The 17,403-nt window shown below is 64.5% G+C and carries 20 protein-coding genes and 1 riboswitch; of the genes, 6 read left to right on the forward strand and 14 right to left on the reverse strand.

The genetic code is table 11. From position 1 onward, the window contains the following. Positions 1–32 precede the first annotated feature (32 nt). The 4 genes from AC6I9R_RS01625 (at position 33) to AC6I9R_RS01640 (ending at position 3,598) form a co-directional block, all read left to right on the forward strand. The gene (locus AC6I9R_RS01625; protein ID WP_461426848.1) at positions 33–581 is read left to right on the forward strand and encodes a pyridoxamine 5'-phosphate oxidase family protein; all 549 of its coding nucleotides are present in this window, start codon (positions 33–35) and stop codon (positions 579–581) included. Positions 582–826: 245 nt separating this feature from the next. Next, a complete protein-coding gene (gene petA / locus AC6I9R_RS01630) occupies positions 827–1,402 on the forward strand; it encodes a ubiquinol-cytochrome c reductase iron-sulfur subunit (protein WP_461426847.1) in 576 nt (191 codons plus the stop codon). 14 nt (positions 1,403–1,416) lie between these two features. Continuing rightward, positions 1,417–2,772 carry a cytochrome b gene (locus AC6I9R_RS01635; RefSeq protein ID WP_461426846.1) on the forward strand — a complete coding sequence of 452 codons (1,356 nt, stop codon included), beginning with the start codon at positions 1,417–1,419 and terminating at the stop codon, positions 2,770–2,772. 16 nt (positions 2,773–2,788) lie between these two features. After that, positions 2,789–3,598, forward strand: a complete 810-nt coding sequence (locus tag AC6I9R_RS01640) for a cytochrome c1 (RefSeq protein WP_461426845.1) — start codon at positions 2,789–2,791, stop codon at positions 3,596–3,598. A gap of 204 nt (positions 3,599–3,802) precedes the next feature. Here AC6I9R_RS01640 and AC6I9R_RS01645 read toward each other — a convergent pair whose 3' ends face one another. The 3 genes from AC6I9R_RS01645 to thiB are packed head-to-tail and all read right to left on the reverse strand — an operon-like array spanning position 3,803 to position 7,015. Then, positions 3,803–4,492 carry a thiamine ABC transporter ATP-binding protein gene (locus AC6I9R_RS01645; protein WP_461426844.1) on the reverse strand — a complete coding sequence of 230 codons (690 nt, stop codon included), beginning with the start codon at positions 4,490–4,492 and terminating at the stop codon, positions 3,803–3,805. Beyond that, positions 4,479–6,044: a thiamine/thiamine pyrophosphate ABC transporter permease ThiP gene (locus AC6I9R_RS01650; RefSeq protein WP_461426843.1), complete on the reverse strand. Its 1,566-nt coding sequence runs from the start codon at positions 6,042–6,044 to the stop codon at positions 4,479–4,481. The genes AC6I9R_RS01645 and AC6I9R_RS01650 overlap by 14 nt, the downstream gene beginning before the upstream one ends. Next, entirely contained in the window at positions 6,020–7,015 is a 996-nt protein-coding gene (thiB, locus tag AC6I9R_RS01655) for a thiamine ABC transporter substrate binding subunit (protein ID WP_461426842.1), read from the reverse strand. The genes AC6I9R_RS01650 and thiB overlap by 25 nt, the downstream gene beginning before the upstream one ends. A gap of 45 nt (positions 7,016–7,060) precedes the next feature. Then, positions 7,061–7,176: riboswitch (TPP riboswitch) on the reverse strand. 87 nt (positions 7,177–7,263) lie between these two features. Here thiB and aroC point away from each other — a divergent pair. Both aroC and AC6I9R_RS01665 read left to right on the forward strand, forming a co-directional pair. Continuing rightward, complete coding sequence (aroC, locus tag AC6I9R_RS01660) at positions 7,264–8,376, forward strand: chorismate synthase (RefSeq protein WP_461426841.1); 1,113 nt, start codon at positions 7,264–7,266, stop codon at positions 8,374–8,376. Positions 8,377–8,538: 162 nt separating this feature from the next. Further along, positions 8,539–9,228 (forward strand): hypothetical protein, encoded by a 690-nt coding sequence (locus tag AC6I9R_RS01665; RefSeq protein ID WP_497863054.1) that lies wholly within the window; start codon positions 8,539–8,541, stop codon positions 9,226–9,228. Between the two features lie 9 nt (positions 9,229–9,237). Here the strand turns inward: AC6I9R_RS01665 and AC6I9R_RS01670 are convergent, their stop codons facing one another. The 11 genes from AC6I9R_RS01670 to AC6I9R_RS01720 form a co-directional block, all read right to left on the reverse strand. Further along, positions 9,238–9,633 (reverse strand): thioredoxin family protein, encoded by a 396-nt coding sequence (locus AC6I9R_RS01670; RefSeq protein ID WP_461426839.1) that lies wholly within the window; start codon positions 9,631–9,633, stop codon positions 9,238–9,240. Between the two features lie 19 nt (positions 9,634–9,652). After that, the gene (locus AC6I9R_RS01675) at positions 9,653–10,366 is read right to left on the reverse strand and encodes a cytochrome c biogenesis CcdA family protein (protein ID WP_461426838.1); all 714 of its coding nucleotides are present in this window, start codon (positions 10,364–10,366) and stop codon (positions 9,653–9,655) included. A gap of 54 nt (positions 10,367–10,420) precedes the next feature. Then, positions 10,421–11,290, reverse strand: coding sequence for a DMT family transporter (locus AC6I9R_RS01680; protein ID WP_461426837.1), 870 nt, complete (start codon positions 11,288–11,290; stop codon positions 10,421–10,423). Between the two features lie 73 nt (positions 11,291–11,363). Next, entirely contained in the window at positions 11,364–11,654 is a 291-nt protein-coding gene (locus AC6I9R_RS01685) for an HU family DNA-binding protein (RefSeq protein WP_461426836.1), read from the reverse strand. 136 nt (positions 11,655–11,790) lie between these two features. Continuing rightward, complete coding sequence (locus tag AC6I9R_RS01690) at positions 11,791–13,275, reverse strand: AMP nucleosidase (RefSeq protein WP_461426835.1); 1,485 nt, start codon at positions 13,273–13,275, stop codon at positions 11,791–11,793. Continuing rightward, a complete protein-coding gene (locus AC6I9R_RS01695) occupies positions 13,272–14,024 on the reverse strand; it encodes a hypothetical protein (RefSeq protein WP_461426834.1) in 753 nt (250 codons plus the stop codon). The genes AC6I9R_RS01690 and AC6I9R_RS01695 overlap by 4 nt, the downstream gene beginning before the upstream one ends. Further along, on the reverse strand, positions 14,021–15,811 hold the full coding sequence (locus AC6I9R_RS01700; RefSeq protein ID WP_461426833.1) for an adenine deaminase: 1,791 nt from the start codon (positions 15,809–15,811) through the stop codon (positions 14,021–14,023). Before AC6I9R_RS01700 ends, AC6I9R_RS01695 begins: the two co-directional genes overlap by 4 nt. Positions 15,812–15,884: 73 nt before the next feature. After that, positions 15,885–16,124: a hypothetical protein gene (locus AC6I9R_RS01705; protein ID WP_461426832.1), complete on the reverse strand. Its 240-nt coding sequence runs from the start codon at positions 16,122–16,124 to the stop codon at positions 15,885–15,887. Positions 16,125–16,212: 88 nt separating this feature from the next. Continuing rightward, the gene (locus tag AC6I9R_RS01710) at positions 16,213–16,353 is read right to left on the reverse strand and encodes a hypothetical protein (RefSeq protein ID WP_461427084.1); all 141 of its coding nucleotides are present in this window, start codon (positions 16,351–16,353) and stop codon (positions 16,213–16,215) included. Between the two features lie 35 nt (positions 16,354–16,388). Then, positions 16,389–16,625, reverse strand: a complete 237-nt coding sequence (locus AC6I9R_RS01715) for a hypothetical protein (protein WP_461426831.1) — start codon at positions 16,623–16,625, stop codon at positions 16,389–16,391. 3 nt (positions 16,626–16,628) lie between these two features. Then, the gene (locus tag AC6I9R_RS01720; RefSeq protein ID WP_461426830.1) at positions 16,629–17,333 is read right to left on the reverse strand and encodes a sulfotransferase-like domain-containing protein; all 705 of its coding nucleotides are present in this window, start codon (positions 17,331–17,333) and stop codon (positions 16,629–16,631) included. Between the last annotated feature and the right edge of the window lie 70 nt (positions 17,334–17,403).

A 17,403-nucleotide genomic window follows, 5' to 3' on the forward strand; every position in this document is an offset into this window, starting at 1 on the left:
GCGGTACGTTCCTGCCAAAAGGAGCCCTCCCCATGCCTCTCGGTGAAAAACTCAACGGCACCCTGCGCGCGTTCATTGAACGCCAGCAGATGTTCTTCGTCGCCACCGCCGCCCCCACGGGCCGCGTGAACATGTCGCCCAAGGGCGCCGACAGCCTGCGCATCCTCAGCGACACCCATGTGCAATGGCTCAACCTCTCGGGCAGCGGCAATGAAACCGCGGGCCACCTGCTGCAATCGGACCGCATGACCCTGATGTTCTGCGCTTTTGAAGGCGACGCGCTGATCCTGCGCCTCTATGGCACCGCCAAGGCCATCCATCCCCGCGACGCGGGCTGGGACGAGGCCGCCGCGCGCTTTCCCAAGATGGCGGGCACCCGGCAGATCTTCGACATGCAGATCCAGTCGGTGAACATGTCCTGCGGCTCCGGCGTGCCTTTCATGGACTACAAATCCGACCGCTCCGCCGTCGAGATGATCCCCTATTTCGAGAACCTCGGCGAAGAGGGCACCGATGCCTTCTGGCGGCGCAAGAACGTGGAAACCATCGACGGCCACCCCACCGCCCTGTTCGAGGATTAGGCCCCAGAATCCACCGAAAGGATTCAACCGGGTGATGCATTCTCCTATGAAATTCGCCCGTAAGATGTTTTTCGCGCTGAGAAATGCGACATTTCCGCCCCGATGTGCGCGTTTGTCCGCTGGACGCCTATAACGTCTGCCAGTAACAGCAACAGCAGCCTTGGGCCGGAAAGATTCCGTGCCCGAGAAACAGACGTTTCCAGGCGCGCAGACGTGCACGCCCAGAGAGAAAGGACGCAGAGCTCGTGTCAGATACGCATGATCCGTCCGGCGATCGCCGGGATTTTCTGTACTACGCCACTGCCGGCACCGGCGTTGTCGTGACAGGCGCCGCGGCTTGGCCGCTGGTGAACTCCATGAACCCCTCCGCCGACGTGCAAGCTGCCAGCCAGCTGCGCGTGGACGTGTCGAGCCTGGAGCCCGGCACCCAGCTGACGGTTCTATTCCTCGGCAAGCCGATCTTCATCCGCCGTCGCACGGAGGAAGAGATCGAGGCCGGGCGCGCCGTTGAACTGGACGAGCTGGTCGATAACGACGCCCGCAACGAAAACGCCGAAGGCGCCGACGGCGCGGATATCAACCGCACCCTGGCCACCGCCGACGGTGAGAACACCGGCGAGTGGCTGGTGATGCAGGGCGTGTGTACGCACCTGGGCTGCGTGCCCATCGGTGAGGGTGCCGGCAACTTCGGCGGCTGGTTCTGCCCCTGCCACGGCTCTCACTACGACACCGCAGGGCGCATCCGTCAGGGTCCCGCGCCCACGAACCTGCCCATCCCGGCGGCAGAATTCATCGACGATTCAACCATTTTGCTCGGTTAACGGAGGATAAACACATGGGTGGTATTCCCCACGACCATTACGAACCGAATTCCCGGCCGGAAAAGTGGCTTCACCGCCGCCTGCCGATTGTCGGTCTGATGTATGACACACTGATGATCCCGACGCCCAAGAACCTCAACTGGATGTGGATCTTCGGCATCGTGCTCGTCTTCTGTCTGGTGATGCAGATCATCACCGGCGTGCTTCTGGTGATGCACTACACGCCGCATGTCGACATGGCCTTTGCCTCGGTCGAACACATCATGCGCAACGTCAACGGGGGGTGGGCGATCCGCTACATCCACCAGAACGGCGCCTCGCTGTTCTTCATCGCCGTCTACCTGCACATCTTCCGCGGCCTCTACTATGGCTCCTACAAGGCGCCCCGCGAAGTCACATGGATCATCGGTATGCTGATCTACGTGCTGATGATGGGCACCGCGTTCATGGGCTACGTTCTGCCCTGGGGTCAGATGTCCTTCTGGGGCGCGACCGTGATCACCGGCCTTTTCGGCGCTATCCCGTTCATCGGTGAAGGCATCCAGACCTGGCTTCTGGGCGGACCGGCGGTGGACAACGCCACGCTGAACCGCTTCCTGTCGCTGCACTACCTGCTGCCCTTCCTGATCCTGGGCCTGGTGATCGTGCACGTCTGGGCCTTCCACACCACGGGCAACAACAACCCCACCGGTGTTGAAGTGCGCCGCACCTCGAAGAAAGAAGCCGAGGCGGACACGCTGCCGTTCTGGCCCTACTTCGTGATCAAGGACCTTTTTGCGCTGGCCGTGATCCTGGTGATCTTCTTTGCCATCGTGGGCTTCATGCCGAACTACCTGGGCCACCCCGATAACTATATCGAGGCGAACCCCCTGGCGACGCCCGCCCACATCGTGCCCGAATGGTACTTCCTGCCGTTCTACGCGATCCTGCGTGCCTTCGACGGTGAGGTTTGGGTCGTGATCGCAGCCGACTTCCTGACCGGCGGTATCGTCGACGCGAAGTTCTTCGGTGTGATCGCCATGTTCGGCGCCATCCTGGTGATGGCCCTGGCCCCCTGGCTCGATACCTCCTCCGTGCGCTCGGGCCGCTATCGCCCGATGTTCAAGTGGTGGTTCTGGGTGTTTGCCGTGAACTTCGTGGTCCTCACCTGGGTGGGTGCCCGTCCGGCGGAAGGGATCTATCCCTACATCTCGCTGATCGGTGCCGCCTATTGGTTCGCGTACTTCCTCGTGATCCTGCCCCTCCTGGGCGTGATCGAGAAGCCGCTGCCGCAGCCCGAGACCATCGAAGAAGACTTCAACGAGCAGGTGCGCAGCCACAGCGGCACACCCGGTTCCGGAACGGCCCCTGCGGCCTCTCCGGCAGAGTAAGAGAGAGGATCTGACAATGTTCAGGAAACTAGCAATCAGCGCCACCACGGCGCTGGCCCTCTCCACCGGCGGCGCGATGGCAGCTGGCGGCGCGGGTGATATCACCAACGTCCCGTTCTCGTTCCAGGGGCCGTTCGGCACCTTTGACCAGGACCAGCTGCAGCGGGGCCTTCAGGTCTACACCGAGGTCTGCGCAGGCTGTCACGGCCTGCAATACGTCCCCCTCCGCACCCTCGCGGATGAGGGCGGCATCGGTTGGACGATGGACGAGGTGCGCGCCTACATCGATGAGAACTTCATCGAGGTCTATGACGAAGAGTTGCAGGATTGGCGTATGGCCACGCCGAACGACAACTTCCCCGTCAACGACGGTGTCGGCGCCCCGGACCTCAGCCTGATGGCGAAAGCCCGCACCGGTTTCTCCGGCCCGCGCGGCACGGCGATCTATCCGCTGATCTATGGTCTGGGTGGGCCCGAGTACATCTACTCGCTTCTCACCCATTACACCGGCGAAGAGGTAGAGCAGTTCGGCGCCGTTCTCTACGAGAACACGACGATGGAAGGCGGCCTGATCTCCATGGCGCCCCCGCTGTGGGAAGGCGCGGTTGAGTATGCCGATGGCACGATCGCGACGGAAAGCCAGATGGCCGAAGACGTCTCCGCGTTTCTGATGTGGGCGGCAGAGCCGCACATGATGGCGCGCAAGCAGATGGGCCTCGTGGCGGTCATCATCCTCGGCATCTTCTCGGTCCTTTTGTATCTGACCAACAAGCGCCTCTGGGCGCCGGTCAAGAAGCGGGCCAAGGGCCAAATGCCGGCTGAATAAGCAGACCACCCATTTGAATGTGCAGCGCGCCCTTTCGAGGGCGCGTTTTGCGTTTCAGGCCCGTGCGCAAACCGCGTTAACACTTAAATGGTTTTTTATCAGGGGTTTAACCCCCTGCTCAAGCTTGAGCACCCCCGGGTCACGTCCAGGTCTTCAGCAACCGCTCCCGCCGCTCACCGGCGTAGGGTGGGTGAAACCCACCGTCTACATCCAGGGCCGCAGCGGCGCCGCATTATCGGCAATCGCCTCCGAAAGCAGCCCGTCCAGCGCCACCTTGCCCCCGTCCAGAAGCAGCACCCGGTCGCAGAGACGCTCCGCATCGCGGAGGTCATGGGTCGCCATGATCAGCGTCTGCCCGGTCTCATCACAAAGGCTGCGGACAAGCCCCAACATCTCGCGCCGCAAGCCGGGGTCGAGGGCCGAGAACGGCTCATCCAGCAGCGCGATCGTCTTGTCCCGCAACAGCATCCGTGCCAGCGCGACACGGCTCTGCTGCCCGCCGGAAAGCTCCGACGGCATCCGTGCGCCCATGCCGTCCAGATCCACCTTCGCCAGTGCCTCCGCCACGCGGGCGCGATCCTCGGGCGTCAACTTCAGGTCCGGCGCGATGCCAAGGGCGATATTGTCCGACACGGAAAGGTGCGGGAAAAGGTTCCCGTCCTGGAACAGGATCGAGATCGGGCGGTCAGCCACAGGCGCGGTGGTCACCTCGGTGTCCGCCATCGTGATCCGTCCCGCGTCGGGCCACAAGAACCCCGACAGCGTCGACAGCAGCGTGGATTTGCCCGACCCCGACGCGCCCATCAGCGCGACCCGCGCGCCCTTCGGAATGCGCAGGTCTGCCTCCAGCGTGAAGCTGCCCTGTCGCACGCGGACATTCTCAAGATGCAGCATTCACGCGGCCCCCTCGATCAAAAAGCCAGAACATCCCCAGCGACAGCGCCATCAGCAAAACCGCCGCCCCCTGCGCATCATTGGTGCGATAGGATCCGAACAGGCGGTACATCTCCAGCGGCAGCGTCTCCTGCCCCTGAGCTGAAAACAACGCGATGACGCCCAGATCGCCCATGGAGAACGCCGCCGCAAGCCCCGCGCCGAACCCGAGCGGGCGGCGCAAGCGCGGCAGGATCGCGTGCCGCAGCCGCGCCATGCCCCGCATCCCCAGCGCATCAGCAAGCCGCCCCTGCGTTGCCTCCGCCTGGGTCGCGGCCGGGATCAAAGCGCGTAGCAGGAACGGCAGCGCGACCAGCGCGTTCACCAGCCCGGTAATGGGAAGCGACAGCGCCACAGGGTCGGCCACCGGAAAGATCAGGATGAACAGCCCGGTGCCGACAACCAGCGGCGACACCGCGATGGACAAAAGCCCCACGCCCTCCAACCCCGCCCGCGCCGCTTTACCGGCGATCAGCAGCGCGATGGGCAGGGCCAGCGACACCGCCAACGCGGTGGAGGCCAGCGCCAGCAGGATCGACCGCAGCGCCGCCTCCCACGTCGACAGCGGCAACCCCCAGATCGCGCCGATGCCCTGGCCCGTCACGGCGGCCAGCGGCAGCAGCAGAAAGGCCCCCGCCGTGACCAGGGCGGCGCGGTCAAAGAGGCGCGCTGCCCCCGTATCCCCCGGCCAGCCCATCGCCGGGCGGTCCAGCCCGCCGCCGAAATCCGCTGCCGAGGCAAAGCGCCAGGCAACCAGGCCCGCGCCGATACAGATGGCCACCTGGATCACCCCCAGCAGGGCGGCACGGCCAAGATCGAAGTCGAACTGGAACGCCTGGTAGATCGCCAGCTCTACGGTTGTGGCGGCAGGGCCGCCGCCCAGGATCAGCGCCACCGCAAAGCTGGTGGTGCAGATCAGGAAGATCACCAGCGCCGCGCCGGGCAGGGTCGCGCGCAGCAGCGGCCATTCAAAGTGGTGGCGCATGTCAGCGGCAGTGAAGTTGAGCGAATGGGCCAGCCGGATCCGCTCTGCCGGGACGGCAAGCCAGGCTTGCAGCAGCAAGCGCGTGGCCAGCGGCAGGTTCAGGAACACATGGGCCAGGACAACGCCCGCAAGGCCGTAGATCTCGATGCTGCCCGCGCCGATGGCCTCCAGTGCCGCGTTCAGCCACCCGGCGCGCCCAAAGATCGCCAGAAGGCCCATGACGGCGACGATGACCGGCAGGATGAACGGCGCGCCCATCAGCGAGATGTAGGCGCCCCGCCCCCGAAACCGGCGCCGGGCCAAGGCCCGCGCCACGGGGATGGCCGCCAGGCACGAGACAACCGCCGACAGGAACGCCTGTAGCAGCGTGAACCGCACCGCGGCCCAATCGGCCGCGCGCAGGCCGGAAAACCCCTCGGCCCGAAAAACAACCGCGCCGAGGGGCCCCAGGATCATCAGAATGACCAGCAGGACAAAGGCCCCGCCGGTCACTTGCAACGGTGTTACTGGCTGAGCGCGTTTTGCCATACGGCCAATGCTTCATCGCGGACGCTGGCCGCATCCTCGGGGGAGAAGATCAACGCGGCTTCCGGCTGGATCAGCGTCTCGAACCCCTCGGGCAGCTGATCGGCGGGCAAGGCGGCAGGGTACATCCAGTTGGTCTGAGGGATGATCGTCTGGAACGCGGGCGAGGTCATGAAATCAAGGAATTGCTGCGCCAGCTCCGGATTGTCCGCCGTCTGCAACATGCCAGCGACCTCAATCTGCATGTAATGCCCTTCGCTGAAGGCGGCAGCGGTGATGGAATTGTCGGTCTCGGCGATCAGGTGATAGGCGGGCGAGGTCGTGTAGGACAGGACCATGTCCGCTTCGCCGTCCAGGAACAGGCCATAGCCCTCGGACCAGCCGGGCGTCACGGTCAGCACGTTGTCGGCCAGGCCGTCCCAGATTTCGCCCGCGCGGTCGCCGTAGGCGTTCTGCACCCACATCAACAGCCCAAGGCCGGGGGTGGACGAGCGGGGATCCTGGATCACGACAGAGGCGTCAGAGGCCGCGAGTTCCTCGAAACTCCCCGGCACGTTCTCCATATCCGTGCGATGGACGAAGGCGAAGTATCCCCAGTCGAAGGGCAGGAAATTGGGGTCGTCCCAGGCCACGGGCAGGGTCAGGCCCTCGGGTGACAGTCCATGCTCGGCCATCAGCCCGGCTTCCACCGCGGCGGCGGTCAGGTTGGTGTCGATGCCCAGGATGATATCGGCGTCCGAGCGTTCACCCTCCAGCCGCAGCCGCGCCAGCAACGCCGCGCCGTCGCCGGTGGCGGTGAACTGCAGATTGCAGTCGCAGATTTCCTCGAACGCCAGCTCAACGGCGGGGCCGGGGCCCCACTCGGAAATGAAGCTGTCATAGGTGTAGACCGTCAGCACATTGTCCTGCGCGAATGCAGTGCTTGCCAAAAGGGTCATACCCGTAGCGATGATCGTGGTGTTGGTGAGGTTCATAACTCACTCCTCCAAAGCTATGGGCGAAGTGAAGTCCGGGGGCGTCTGGCCCGCGATAACCTTCCCTCCGCCGGTGTTAACCGGTTCAGGTTCAACGGGTCAGCTTTCGCTATCTCAGCCATGTGTATCGTCAGATGCACGAGGCCCCCCGAGGTACGGCTAGACGTAGGGCAATGCGGACGCGGCGGCAAGCGGCTTGGCAAACGGGCGGCTTGGCAAAACGGTCGCACAGGGATAATCGGGGCGGCATGAGTATGAATTCCTACGGTCACCTGTTCCGCGTCACCACCTGGGGCGAAAGCCACGGCCCCGCCTTGGGGGCCACGGTCGATGGCTGCCCGCCCGGCGTCGCGGTCGACGCGGGCGCGATCCAGCATTGGCTGGACCGGCGCAAGCCCGGCCAGAACAAATACACCACCCAGCGGCGCGAGGCCGATGAGGTGGAGATCTTGTCGGGCGTCTATGAGGGCCACAGCACCGGCACGCCCATTCAGTTGATGATCCGCAATACCGACCAGCGATCCAAGGATTACGGCGACATCGCCGAGAAGTTCCGCCCCGGCCACGCCGACATCACTTATTGGCAGAAATACGGCATCCGCGATCCGCGCGGCGGCGGCCGGTCCTCGGCCCGTGAAACGGCGGCGCGGGTCGCGGCGGGTGGCGTCGCGCGGTTGGCGCTTGCGGCGCTGGCCCCGCAGGTGAAGATCAGCGGCTACATGGTGCAGATGGGGCCGCACGGGATTGACCGCGACCGGTTCGACCTGGCGCAGGTGGAGGAGAACCCGTTCTGGGTGCCTGATGCCCAAGCCGCCGAGGAATGGGCCACGTACCTCGACGGTCTGCGCAAGTCCGGCGACAGCGTCGGCGCAGTGATCGAAGTGCGCGCCAGCGGGCTGCCTGCAGGCCTCGGTGCGCCGATCTATGGCAAGCTCGACACTGACCTTGCCGCCGCGATGATGAGCATCAACGCCGTGAAGGGGGTCGAGATTGGCGACGGCATGGCAGCGGCGGCCCTGACCGGCTCTGCCAATGCCGATGAGATCCACATGGGCGCGGATGGCCCGGAGTATTCCTCCAACCACGCGGGCGGCATCCTCGGGGGCATTTCCACCGGCCAAGACGTCATCGTGCGTTTCGCCGTGAAGCCCACGTCCTCGATCCTGACGCCCCGCGCGACGATCACCAAAGGCGGCGCGCCTGCGCAGATCATCACCAAGGGGCGCCATGATCCTTGCGTGGGAATCAGGGCCGTTCCGGTGGGTGAGGCGATGATGGCCTGCGTCCTGCTGGACCATATCCTGCTGCACCGGGGCCAAATCGGCGGCGCCATCGGCGAAACCCGGGGGAAAATCGGGTAAGGTTTCGTTAAACCTTTAGGGGTTTTCCGCCCAATCCACGGGATAGAAGCGCTTTGATGCAAAGTGCGGAACAATGTGGCAAAACGGTCCAATCCTTGCCTTGTTCCCGCCACATTTCGCCAAAAATAAGGCGGGACTGGGGTTCATAGAATTGGATGTCTGATGGGGCAGAAGGCTCAAACAGATCGGTCGCCGCGCGGCCATATAACGATTGATTGGATGGTGCTGGCCGTCGCCTGCATCGCCACCTTGTTTCTTGTGGGCACCATGCTGCGCAGTACGGTGGATGCCGATGCGGCCACGTTGACCGGTTTTCAAGAGTTGGGCGGGAATGACACGCTGCTCGCGTTCCAGGATTTCAGCTTCAACGCCGAAGGCTGGACGCCCGCGTCCACCAGTGACCGCTTGCCGGGTCTGGGCCCCGTTCTGGGCCCCTTCGGGGTGGAGCCGGTGCAGCGATCCTTTGCGATGCCCGCCAATGCCACGGAAGCCGTGGCCACGTTTGACCTGCACCTCGTTGGCGATTGGGCGGCGGAGGGCGGGCTTCAGCTGTCCCTCGGTCAGGACCTTGTGCTGACGGCAGAGCTTGCCGAGGGTGCCGCGCCCGAAGATATCACGTTGAGCGTCACGGAACCGGACGGCGTCACGCTCGCCGTCCAGACCCTTGCCGTCAGCCCCCGCCCGGCGGAGGCGGCGTTGCCCGGCGCCAGCACCGATTTCGTGACCCTTCACGTCCGGCTTCACACCACAGAACCCGGCGAGACCATGGTCCTGCGGCTAAGCGCTGACGTGGCGGGGGAGGCGCAGTGGACGCTCGATAACCTCGCCGTCGTCACCACCGTTGGGTCCTAGAGCCTCGGCTTAAAGCCCGGCGTCCAGCAGCGCGCGGATGTCGCCTTCCCGTGTGCCCGCCACCAGGCGACCCACTTCCACGCCACCGCGGAACATCACCAGGGTGGAGCGGCGCGGAATGTTGAGAGACGTCGCCAGATCGCCGCGCCCGTAATCGTCCCAATCCACGCGGTAGAAGGTGATGGCGGCGTCATAGGCCGGGTTCGCCTGGCGCAGCGCGTTAATCGTCCGCTCCTGACTGCGGCAGGTAGAGCACCAATCGGCGGCGAAATCCACGAACACGGTCTCTCCGGCATTGATCGCGGCCTCGGCGCTGCCGGGGGTGTAGTCGATCATATTGGCCAGCGCGCTGAGCGGTGCCAGAGCAAAGGCGGTGGCGGACAGGATAAGCGTGCGACGGTTCATGGGGGGTGTCTCCGGTTGATTAGATCGAAACAGAAAGGTCTTGCAGCCAGATCGGCATCCGGTCGAGCAGCCAGATCTCGGCCATCAGGTGCCAGCGCATGTAAATCGCAAGGCCCACGAGGAAGAACACCACGCCCAGGAACGGGCGCGAGGCCGTCGCGAAGGCGCGCAGCGTGCCCATGCGCTTTTGCAGCGCCGAGCGGGCCGCGTAGCCAAGCGTGACGATGATCGTGCCGATCCCGAGGGCGAAGGAAAGCATGATGGCAAAGGCGCGCAACAGCTCTTCCCCTTGGGAGGCGAGCGATATTGCCGAGCCCAAGACAGGCCCCACACAGGGGCTCCAGACCGCGCCCAACAGCAGACCGCCGATGAACTGCCCCTGCCAGCCATCGGTCTGCATATCGCGCATCCCGTCATCGGCTTTCGCGGCCACACCTGCCGTGGCGGTGGCAAACCGCGCCGACAGCTGCGGCACCATCAGCACCGCGCCGAAAACCATCATCAACACAGCACCGGCGGTAGAGACCGTCTCGGCCCGCAGGCCCACAAGATGACCCGCCGCGATGATGCCGAAACCGATGGTCACAAACGCCAGCCCCATGCCCCCGGCCAGCGCCAGCGGGCCATAGCGCGACGATTGCAGCGAACCCGCCAACACGATGGGCAGGACCGGCAGAACGCAGGGGTTGATCAGGGTCAAAAGCCCGGCGGCATAGGCAAGCAGGAATTCCATGGGGCGGTGATGCCGCACCCGCCTGTGGCTGTCACTTAAACCGTTCGTGAGCGCTCAGGCCGCGATCCGCGCCCTTTGCACCGCCAGGATCCCGCCCGCGATGATCACCACGCCAAGGGCATCGATCCAGCTGAGGCTCTCGGACAGCAGCAGATAGGCGATGACGACCCCGAAGACCGGGTTCAGGAAGTGGTACGTCGCCGCCCGCGTCGGCCCGATGCGGCCGACCAGCAGGAACCAGATCAGCGTCGCGGCAAGACCCGGCATCAGGGTGGTGTAGACGAAGGCGAGGATGAAGGGCGTGGTCCAATCGACCGTCAGCGTCTCGAACGCCATCGCCGGGAACAGCAGCGCGACAGAGCCTACGATCATCTGCAGCCCCACGATCATCAACAGGTTGCCCCCGTCGGACGAGGCGCTTTTGACGGTCAGCGTCGCGGCGGTCAGGGCGACGGCGGCGATCAGGCACAGCACGATGCCGTAAGGATCCGCCCCGCCACCAAACCGCTGTGCCATGATCAGCGCGACACCCGCGAACCCGGCAATCATCCCGGCGATGCCCACCAGCGGAAGCCGCTCCTTGAAGAGGGTCCAATTCGCCAACGCCACCAGCAGCGGCATGGTCGAGGCGATGATCGCCGCGAAGGATGCCTCGATCGTCTGCATCGCGACGAAGTTCAGGCCCAGGTAAATCGCGTTCTGGCAGAGGCCAAAGATCACCACCGCGCGCCATTGGTTCCGCGTCAGGTTGAACCGTTGCCCCAACGCGAGCGCGATGGAAATCCCGATCAGACCTGAGAGGAGGAACCGCGCGGACAGCGAATAAAGCGGCGGCGCCGCCTCTACGATGATCCGGGCCGAGGTGAAGGCGGAGGACCAGATCAGGGCGAAGGTCAGCCCCATAACCACCGCTCGCACGTCCATCAGCCCGTCCCTCAAAAGCAAAAGGGCCGCGCCCTGATGGCGCGACCCTTTCATGTCTTCAGGTGGACAGCAATCAGCCGTTCACGGAATCCTTGAGCGCCTTGGCGATGGTGACTTTCACCTGCTTGTCGGCCTCTTTCTTGATCTGCTCGCCCGTGGCGGGGTTGCGGACCATACGCTCGGGACGCTCGCGGCAGTAGACTTTGCCGATGCCGGGAAGGGTCACGGCGCCGCCTGCGGCGACTTCCTTGGTGATCACGGACACCACTGCATCCAGTGCTGCGCCTGCGGCTTTCTTGTCGCCGCCCATCTCGTCTGCCAGCGCGGCGACGAGTTGTGTTTTGGTCATGGGTTTGGTTGCCATGTGCTTATTCTCCTGCTGTCTATCCCCCGAGCCCTTGGGCCGGTTGGCGCGAAACTAACCGTATTTAGTAGGGCCACACAACGGATCAAAAGGCGATTTCCTTGAAAAACAGGGGCAAACGGGCGTTTTTCTGCCGTTAAAGGAATGCCGTTTCCTGAAAAGAGCGCAATTTCCTGCTGTGTAGCCGTGCCAGGGGCATCCCGCGCAGGTGCTCCATCGCGCGAATTCCAATCTGCAAATGCCGCGAAACCTGGTCCTTGTAGAAGTCCGAGGCCATGCCGGGCAGCTTCAATTCCCCGTGCAGCGGCTTGTCTGACACGCACAGAAGCGTGCCGTAGGGCACCCGAAAGCGGAAGCCGTTGGCGGCAATCGTCGCACTTTCCATGTCCAGCGCCACGGCGCGTGATTGCGACAGACGCTGCACCGGCCCGGTCTGGTCGCGCAGCTCCCAATTGCGGTTGTCGAAGCTGGCCACGGTGCCGGTGCGCATGATCCGTTTCAGCTCGAACCCTTCCAGTTTTGTCACCCCGGCCACGGCGGTCTCCAGCGCGACCTGAATCTCGGCCAGCGCCGGGACGGGCACCCAGATGGGCAGATCATCATCCAGCACCTTGTCTTCGCGCAGGTAGGCATGGGCCAGCACGAAGTCGCCCAACCGCTGCGAATTGCGCAGGCCCGCGCAATGGCCGACCATCAGCCAGGCGTGGGGGCGCAGGACGGCGATGTGATCCGTGGCGGTCTTGGCGTTCGACGGGCCGACCCCGATGTTGACCAGCGTGATCCCGTTCCCGTCGTCGCGGGTCAGGTGATACGTCGGCATCTGCGGCATCTTCGCGGGCGCCGTGATCGGCGTCTCGGGGTCAGAGATGACCGTATTCCCGGTGGCCACGAAGCTAGTGTAACCGCTATCCGGATCAGCCAGTTGCGCGCGGGCATAGGCCTCGAACTCGTCCACGTAGAACTGGTAGTTGGTGAACAGCACGTGGTTCTGGAAATGGGCCGGGTCGGTGGCGGTGTAATGGGCCAGACGCGCCAGCGAATAATCAATGCGCTGCGCGGTGAACGGCGCCAGCGGCTGCGCGCCGTCCTCGTAGGTGAAGTCCAGCCCGTTGGCGATGTCGTCATTGGTGGTCGCCAGATCGGGCACATCGAAGACATCGCGCAGGATGAAATCCCCCGCGCCTTCCTGGGGCACGGTAATGGTGGTGTCATTGGCGACAGCAAAATGGACCGGCATCGGCGTCAAAGAGGGGCCGATAAAGACGCTGACGCCGTGGTTCTTCAGGATCAGGTCGATCTGCTGGGTCAGGTAGTTCGCGAAAAGATCCGGCCGGGTGATCGTCGTGGCATAGGTCCCGGGCTCGGACACGTGACCGAAGCTCAGGCGGCTGTCGACGGCGGCAAAGGACGTCGTGCGCATGCGGATTTCCGGGTAGAAGGCGCGGTAGCGCGTGCCCTCGGGCGCGCCGTTGGTCAGGGTCCCGGCGAAGCGGTCACACAGGAATTGCGTCGCTTCCGTGTAGAGCCTTTGCAGGTAGGCGACGGCGGCGGCGGCGTCCTCGAAGGCCTGGGGTTCGCCCTGATCAGGCGATGAGACGTGGAGTATGGGGTGCGTGTTCATTCTTCCTCGATTACATGTGGATAGCTTTCGCGCAGGATGGCGACGCCTTCGTCGCCCAGGGCCTCGCGAAGCTCTGCTGTCATTATATAGGGGTTCTCGGCGGTCATGCCGGGAATTGTCGTGGGATCCGGCTCGGGCATCATTTGGTCGAGCCAATCGCGGATCGGGTCCGGCGCGGTGTCTGGCGGGATGGAGATCCCGAGATCAGAGGCGCGCGAGGGCAGCGCGACGTTGAACGTGCTTTCAAGGAAAGCGCGGTAGGCCTGGGGCAGCAGCGGCGGCTCCGCCATATCTTGGGCGGCTTGCTCCTCTGCCGTCAGGGTAGGGTCCGTCAGCGCGCCGGGTTCCGAGTAGCCGATGGCGAGGAATTGCAGGGCGACCAGCGGATCAGAGGTCAGCACATGGGGAATGCCGTGGTTGAAGACCACGATGTGCTGCCTGTCCGCGGCGTCCGCCCAAAGGGCAAGGGTGCCGCCGTCGCCTGCGATTATTGCGATGGAGGCGACGCGGGCCGTGACCTCGTTGGGCGGCTCGTGGAACGGGGGGCCCGCCTCATAGTGGAACAGCACGAAACTGGCACCGGGGGCATCGCGCAGGTCGGGCGGATAGAGGCCAAGGAACGGCTCCCCCCCATGGGTGAAGGTGCCGCGGTGGCCCTGGACCTCCAACCAGTCCATCGTCCGGGCGATGGCATCGGGCAAATGCAGCGCGGGGGGCAGGGCCGCGCGGATATCGGCAGCGAAGCTCATGGGATCACGGGCGTCAGCTGGAAACTGCGCACATCGACAAGGCCGAGGTCCGAAATGCGTAGTTCCGGGATCACCACAAGGGCCAGCAGCGAATGCTGCATATAGGCGTTGTTGAGCGTGCAGCCCGCCGCCTGCATCGCCTCCACCAACTGCGTGACCTTCGCGGCGACCTCCGTGGCCGGACGGTCCGACATCAGGCCCGCGATCGGCAGTTCCACCAGCGCGCGTTCCGCGCCGTCCTGCCACAGCGTGACACCGCCGCCGACCGCGGCCAATCGATTGGCCGCCCGCGCCATCATGGCGCGGTCCGTGCCCACGACGATCATGTGGTGGCTGTCATGTGCGACGGTGGAGGCCATCGCCATGCCCGGCCCATAGCCAAAGCCGCTGACGAACGCGTTCGTCACACCACCGGTGCCCCGGTGCCGTTCCACCAGCGCGATCTGGGCGATGCCGTCCGGTTCCACGATGCCGCCCCGCACCGGCAGGTCCATCACCAGCGCCTTGGTGGGCGCCTGGTTCTCTACTACGCCAATGACATTGGCGCGCACCTGCGGGGCGGTGGACCGGATTTCGAAATCCGGTGCGGCCAGCGTTCGGCCCAGGTGCACCGATTGCCGCGTGTCTTCGGGCCAGTCCAGGTGGGGACACTCGGCGAGGCAGTCACCCCCCTCCGCCACTTTCACACCGCGCCCGTAGACCACCTCAATCGGCAGCCCCCGCAAATCGCCTGTCACGATCATATCCGCCCGCCGGCCCGGCGCGATCTGGCCAATCTCGCGCTCCAGCCCGAAGTGCGTCGCGGTGTTGATCGTGGCCATCTGCAGCGCCACCAGCGGATCACAGCTGCAGTCGATCGCATGGCGCACGGCGCGGTTCATGTGGCCGTCCTCCACCAGCGTTTTGGCAAAGCAATCGTCGGTGCAGATGATCATGTTGCGCGGGTCCAACCCTCGCTCGGTGATCGCGGTGATCTGGCTTTCAATGTCGTACCAGGCAGAGCCGAGGCGGATCATCGCCCGCATCCCCTGCCGCATCCGCGCCATGGCGTCGGTCTCACTCGTGCCCTCGTGATCATCCGCCGGACCGCCCGCGGCATAGGCGTGAAAGGCAGGCCCCAGATCGGGGGAGGCATAATGCCCGCCCACCGTCTTGCCCGCCGCTTGCGTTGCCGCAATCTCGGCCAACATCTGTTGCGAGCCATTCACCACGCCGGGGAAGTTCATCATCTCGCCCAGGCCCACGATCCCGGGCCATGCCATCGCCTCGCTCACGTCATCGGGCCCAATCTCGTACCCCGTCGTCTCCAACCCCGGCGCCGACGGCGCGCAGGAGGGCATCTGGGTGAACACGTTGACCGGCTGCATCAACGCCTCGTCATGCATCAGGCGCACCCCGCGCAGGCCAAAGACATTGGCGATTTCGTGGGGGTCAGTGAACATCGACGTGGTGCCATGGGGGATCACGGCGCGGGTGAACTCGGCGGGCGTCAGCATCCCGCTCTCGATATGCATATGCCCGTCGCAAAGGCCCGGGATCAGGTAGCGGCCCGCCAGATCCTCCACGACCGTATCGGGGCCAATGCAGTGCGACGCATCGGGGCCGACATAGGCGAAGCGGCCCTGTTTGACCGCCACCTGCCAGCCCTCCATGACCTCCCGCGTCTGGACCAGCACGACACGGGCGTTCGAGATGACAAGATCAGCGGGCGCGCGCCCGGCGGCCACCGCGACGAGATCGCTGGCGACATCCTGCCAGCTCGGGAATGTGGGGGTGTTTGCTTCCATGTCCCAGTTTGGCGCAGGTGCAATGCGCCTGCAAGTGACGTTTCGATAACCGTGTGAATCAATCCCTACGCGCTCAAAGGACCTCCACCAGCCACCGCCCAACAACGTAGTATGCCGCGAAATAGACCGCCAGGATGATCAAAAGCCGCCAGTGTTTGCGCCAGAACGCCAAATGGGCAAATCTGTAGCCCGCTTCGTTATCGGCATCGCGCCAATCGGACCACATGTTCTCCCCGCGGATCCGGAAGTACAGGTAAATGGCCAAGGCCGTCCCGAGGAAGGCTCCGATCGCCAAAGCGTCTCCCAAATTCATTTGCTTGGATCGTAAGTCCTCAAAGCGTGTTTCCGAAGACACTCATAGATAGGAAGGGCATTGGCTAACACTTTCTCATGCATCGGGCTCATGCATCGGGGCCGACATAGGCGAAGCGGCCCTGATTGACCGCCACCTGCCAGCCCTCCATGACCTCGCGGGCCTGGACCAGCACGACACGGGCATTCGAGATGAAAAGGTCAGCGCGCGCGCCCGGCGGCCACCGCAAGGCACCATTCAATAGGGCTTGCCGCAAGCTTGACATCACAGCCAAGCGCCGATGATCCAAAGGACAATGTAGACGACGGCGGCATAGGCCCCAAGGCTCAGCGTCAAACGCCAATGGGTGCTCCAGAATGCGTTGGTATGCTTGTAGTCGGGGCCACGGTAGGAGTCCTTGAGGTCCTGCCAGAGGTTCGCCTTCGTTCTGCGCCCATAGAGATAGGTGATCAGGATGAAGCCCGGAACGTAGAGGATCAGCAACAGTAGACCGACAGACATGGATCAGCTCCCTGGGTGCACCCTTTGGGCATGCATCGTTTGATAGATCGGCAAGGCCGCACCCAACAGGCCTTGATGCTGCAGCGCGACCTTCGGCAAAGGCCCCTCGGCGGCGGCAAACCCGGTAGAGCGGTGGACGGCATCGTACCAATGGGGCGCCCAGGCGCCGTCGAAGGGTTTGGGGCCTGCAGCCCACGCCAGCATCGCGGGGTCGTAGGGCAGGCCGATGGCGGCGCAGAGCGCGCGCAGCATGGCCTCGGGCGCTCTGCGGATGTCGGCGCTGTCGATGATCGGGCCGGGCAGGGCCTCGTAAATCGTAGTGGCCTGGGCAAAGCCGATGTCCTCCAGCGTCATCGTGTCTCGCTTGTTGGCATAGCTGGCGATGACCCGCGCGGGGTGGCGGATCAGGTGCACATTGCTGACGCCCTCGGCCCAGTCCAGCGGGAAGCCCGGCAGCATGTGGTGGGTCATCAGTTTCAGGTATTGGTGCGGCTTGGCGGTTGTGGCCAGAACCCGCTCGACCACGGCGAAGGGATCGGGCGGCTGCGCGGCCAGGCAGGCCGCGCGCATCGGGTGATCGGCGCCCGACACCGCCAGATAGGCGGCATAGAACGGCTCATCCCAGGCCTCGCAATCGGCGCGGTTGCCAAAGGCATACATCAGGGCCGTCGACAGGTTGCGGGGCCCCGACCACATGGCAATGCGCATTGTCACCTCCGTTCATTTCCACGTGAGATCACACCCGCAACGCTTGCAATGCAAGCGCGGGTTGGGGAGC

The organism is Gymnodinialimonas sp., assembly GCF_059726805.1.